General features: G+C 54.1%; 4 protein-coding genes and 1 pseudogene. 4 read left to right on the forward strand and 1 reads right to left on the reverse strand.

Annotated elements, in window-relative coordinates; genetic code table 11:
• The 4 genes from HV796_RS43690 to HV796_RS40280 form a co-directional block, all read left to right on the forward strand.
• Nucleotides 1-180, forward strand: a 180-nt coding sequence (locus HV796_RS43690) for a hypothetical protein (RefSeq protein ID WP_217478200.1), incomplete at its 5' end; no start/stop codon positions are given.
• A 1,198-nt stretch (nt 181-1,378) separates the two neighbouring features.
• Nucleotides 1,379-1,939, forward strand: coding sequence for a GNAT family N-acetyltransferase (locus HV796_RS40270; RefSeq protein ID WP_175233288.1), 561 nt, complete (start codon nt 1,379-1,381; stop codon nt 1,937-1,939).
• Between the two features lie 12 nt (nt 1,940-1,951).
• Entirely contained in the window at nt 1,952-2,953 is a 1,002-nt protein-coding gene (locus HV796_RS40275) for a TauD/TfdA family dioxygenase (protein WP_175233289.1), read from the forward strand.
• A gap of 30 nt (nt 2,954-2,983) precedes the next feature.
• Nucleotides 2,984-3,499 (forward strand): GAF domain-containing protein, encoded by a 516-nt coding sequence (locus HV796_RS40280; protein ID WP_175233290.1) that lies wholly within the window; start codon nt 2,984-2,986, stop codon nt 3,497-3,499.
• A 198-nt stretch (nt 3,500-3,697) separates the two neighbouring features.
• On the opposite strand, the pseudogene HV796_RS40285 reads toward HV796_RS40280, so the two are convergent.
• Nucleotides 3,698-4,480, reverse strand: a pseudogene (locus tag HV796_RS40285) (IS5 family transposase); the annotation flags it as partial.
• Between the last annotated feature and the right edge of the window lie 153 nt (nt 4,481-4,633).

The following is a 4,633-nucleotide window of genomic DNA, read 5'->3' on the forward strand; positions in this document are numbered from 1 at the left end:
GCGGTGCTGTGCGGCGCTGGCCATAACCTGCGGATGATCCTCAGGAAGCTGCGGCTTTTTTGCGCCCGCGTTCTTGTCGCGTTGTTCGTTTCTGCCGATCAGAGAACGCCCCGTCGTCTAACGCCGACGACGGACAAAACGCTTTATTCAGGGCGGACTAGTTATGTAACGCATTCCTGATTGTATTGGGGCTTGCTCGTCCCGACCACCTTAGCGCGACACAACCATCGATGACGCCAATCGATGAAGTAATTTCGAATCTGTCGAAATCTGTCGCACGAGAAATCGATGTCTTGCTATTTTTCAGAGCAGCATCGAGGATAACAATCACGCTAGCGAAATCCCTCATTCGCGTCTCGCGCTCGTAATGGATCACACTGATGTGCTCGAAGCGCAGCAGCAGACGGCGAAACTTGTCTTTCCACGCGAAGAGGTGGCTAATCGTTCTGAAACGCTCCTCGAAGACCACATGACAATGAGATTTTTCTGACCCGATTTGACTCGATTCGGAACCAATTTCATGGAACGAAATGGCGTGCAAGCCAATTCGCACGTATTCGATTTGAATGACGTAGGTAATATGCGTTATGAGAATATATTAAATGTGTCCGTGTTTACCATAATTTAATATCCATCGAGTTTCGGCAAAAATTCTCGCAATTGATCAGTGCTCTCTTGGGTCATAAGACGATGAATTTATGTTATTGTTGATATGATTAGTTATCCGTAACTGATGTTATTTTTTGCTGAGATTTATATGACTTCTGCATGTGAATGAATAAGCATTTTTACAAATAAATCAGATGACCGAGGCGTTTGCGTAAGAATATAACTATGCGTTATGGGATTTTGAACGTTCCATGTCGTTCGCGATTACATATCAAAAACGGTGGCATTGAATGATTCAAAACGGCGGGTGAAAATCACAGTTTTGGCATTCTGATCTGACGTTCAGGACGGAACCTATCCTGCTCGCACGCGTGTGCAGAAGGCAAGGTCAGATCTGGCAGCGGGCTATAACATGTCGCACGCCACGAAGATATTCAGGAAGTATTGTCCGACCATAAACGATTTGTGCTTGATTGGCGCAACAGCTTGACTCCGGAAAACAGATTCCGTCGCAATAAGGCGGAGCGAAATGATTTGCGTTGTTAAAACGAATCCCAGTTATCGGATTTCGCAATCTGGTTGCGGATGATTGTGAACATCATAGGGCCGGCTACTCTTGAATTGACGTTGACGGAAAGCGGCAGGATATCTTTGCAGGAGTTCTCTTCCGAGTCCAGTCACAAGGCGATATTTAGCGCGTTAAGTTCATCGCGCAAGGTTGATTCGACGAGGCAAGCCGCGCTAATCCTTACAACTGTCGAGAGGTAATATGCAAATCATTAGCAGTCTTACGCATGCATCAAGCGATAAATCATCGACGATGCGCCACTATGTCACCGATGAACTCTCGGTTCGTCTAGCCAGTGTCACCGACATGCCGCGGATTTGGCCTATCTGGAGACAGATTGTGGCATGTGGCGAAACCCATCCTTATCCCAGAGACAGCAATCAGACGGACGCGATTGCACTGTGGTTTAAGCCACCGCTCTCGGCCGTATACATCGCTGAGCAGGCGGGCGAAGTGGTCGCTGCCATGCAAACAAAACCAATGCGCTACGGAAACGGTGACCACATCGCCAATTTCGACCTGATGGTGAGCGCTAGACATCGGAGTCAGGGTATCGGACGAACCTTGTCGACGTACGTCATTGACGCCACACGCCGTGACGGCTATGCCGCCATGGAGGCGTATGCAGTTGTTGAATCAAACGTCCAAGCTGTTCGACTTTGGCGCAGTCTGGGATTTCAGATTCTGGCCACTGTCCCAGCTGCCTTCCGCCACCCCACGTTCGGTCTCGTTGCCGTCCATCACATGCACATGCCCCTTTGAAGGGATAGTCCGATGCTAACCTCAACATCTACCTTTGACTGCACCGCCTACCATGGCATCCTTAGCGAGGTCAAGGCGAAGCTGCCCCTTCTACCCCGCCGGGACCTTCCCGAGTTTTTCTCTCACGCCGCTCAGCTTTCCGACTACCTGCCAGTGCCGTTACGGCAAGCTGTGGCCGACTTCCGGCGGCAAGGCAACGATGACGGTTTCCTCCATCTGGTAGGCTTGCCGATCGACGAAGACGCCCTTCCCCCTACGCCGGCAAGCTATCCCGCGCCCATCGACAGGGAGTTGCTGGATATGGAAGCCTGGATTGCGCTTGTGGGCATGCGCATCGGAATGGCGACCGGCTACAAGGAGAATCGCTTTGGCACCGTTTTCCAGGACGTGTATCCATCGCGTGGGGCACATCAACTTTCCGCGCACAACTACGACACGGAGCTTCGTTTCCATACTGAAATGGCCTACCACGTACAACAGCCTGACTATCTTGTCATTGCCTGCTCCCGTGCTGATCATGAGCGTGAAGCCAAAACATTGATCACATCCGTGCGGAAAGCTATTCGCCGCCTCAGTGAAGACCACCTACACACACTTCGCACTGTTCCGTTGCAGTGGCACGTCGACATTGCATTCCGAAACGATGTGGATCCCGATCCTGTTACCCGACTACTCCTGCTCACCCGCGAAGACGACTTGCTTCGTTACGACGGGTCACTGATTTTGCCCAGCGAAGCCGGTGAAGCCGCAGAGGCACTTGAAGCTTTCTCGGCCGCCGCGAGCGAAACGGCCGTCGCAGTTCACCTCTGTCCAGGCGAGATTCTGCTCATCGACAACGTGCGGACTGCGCACGCCCGTACACCCTTTACGCCAAGATTTGACGCTACTGATCGGTGGCTGAATCGGATCTTCGTGCGTAGTTCCAGCGGCACCTCGCCGATGCTACACGCCGATGTAGTGCCTTTCCAGCTTCGAGCCCCTGACCAGCACACAAAATCCACTCTCCGCGTCTGATGGTGAATGATAGGCGACCCAATTTTAGCCATGACTACATCAGCAGAGAATCAGCTCTACGCGCTTGACGAGATCGCGCTCACGCTGGCACAACCATGTCAACGGACTGCCGTTTACCACACTGTAGAAGACGTCATGCAGCGCCTGATAGGCCATCGACTGTTCACGCTCCTTGCAGTTCTGCCTGGTGGCCATAGGGTTCAGCGTTTCTGGAGCTCGAACGAGACGGTCTATCCGCCGAGTGGCCGCAAGTGCCTTGACTCAACGCCATGGGGTGAAGTTGTCCTGAAAAACAAAAAAGCATGGCTGGGCCGCAACGCAGCTGACATTCGCTGGGCTTTTGCGGACCACGCTCTGATTGCTAGTCTTGGTCTGGGCTCCGTCATCAACGTTCCTATCGTAGTGCGTGGGCAACTGCTCGGCACTATGAATCTGCTTCATAGAGAGAACCATTTTACGGTCGATGACGTAACGATTGCGGCTCGGGTCGCGCCATATCTGATTCCGGCCTTCATCGAGGAGGTGAAAACTATCGAGGTAAGCTAAAGACTGGTCGATCACCATGCCAGTAGTGGCAAAGCGATCTTTGCAGGGCTTGTTGCCCTTGCCGGTGCAAAACTATTCGCCAGCGTTCGCCTGGGTTGTGTCGCGCTAAGGTGGTCGGGACGAGCAAGCCTCACTACAATCAGGAGTGCGTTACATAATTAGTCGCCCCTGAACAATTCGTCTCGCGTGCCGCCGGCGTCATACCATCACGTCGGCGGCAATGCTGAGGTTCAGCAAAGCAGCAAGAACGAAGGCATAAAGAAGCCGCGGCTTCCTCAGGATCATCCGCAGGTTGTAGCCGGCGCCGCACAGCACCGCGTGGATCGCATCGCCCAAGGCGCCTTTGAGCCAGTTCCGATCGAGCTTTCCGTCCGACTTCATGTGGCCGATGGCCGGCTCGATTGCGCTACGCCGCCTGATCATCGCCCGTAGCGCGCGCGTGATGCCGCGCCGCAGGCCGGGGTGATAGACCTTCACGCCATCAATCGCGACGCCCTTGTAACCACGGTCCACGACGGCGACCTCTGGCGTGACGTCGCTGAGGATCGCCGCCTGCTCCAGCGCCTCAGCCAGCGTGTGGCCGTCGTATGGGTTGCCCGGCATCGAGCGCATGCCAACTACCAGTCCTTCCTTGTGAGTCGACGTGATCGACACCTTCACGCCGAATTCGTATGGCGTGCGCGCCTTGCCCTTGGCCAGACACTCGACTTCCGGCGCGTGCAGCGCATACAGCTTGTTCTTGTCCTTCGGCTCCTGCGACAAAATCCGCTTCATGCGGCCAATCAGCTCCTGCAATGCCGCGCGGCTGCAATCGGCCACCGCGTCGAGTTGCCGCTCGACGTCGCGCATCACCCGGCCCACACGCGAGCGCAACGTACGCAGTGTCTTTCTCATCCGTTTGTATTGCTTTGCATGCGCGTAACGACTGATCTGGTCTGCCAGGCGTGGCGCCTCGCGGTTGTAGTGTAAGCGCGAATTAACGCACACCGCAATGAGCCGGCGCGTAGGGCTAGATCATGCAGGAACTATTGAGTTTCCCATAAAACATGACAACCGATTCGATGCTGGCGCGTTATATCTCTAACGGATTGAATGGAGATACGCGCCATGGCAAAGAAGCCGTTGGACGAGGCA

This window comes from Paraburkholderia humisilvae (assembly GCF_902859855.1).
Classification (GTDB): Bacteria; Pseudomonadota; Gammaproteobacteria; order Burkholderiales; family Burkholderiaceae; genus Paraburkholderia; species Paraburkholderia humisilvae.

Coding starts and splice junctions, on each gene's coding strand:
- HV796_RS40275 (WP_175233289.1), top strand. CDS start 1,952: ATGCTAACCTCAACATCTACCTTTGACTGCACCGCCTACCATGGCATC.
- HV796_RS40270 (WP_175233288.1), top strand. CDS start 1,379: ATGCAAATCATTAGCAGTCTTACGCATGCATCAAGCGATAAATCATCG.
- HV796_RS40280 (WP_175233290.1), top strand. CDS start 2,984: ATGACTACATCAGCAGAGAATCAGCTCTACGCGCTTGACGAGATCGCG.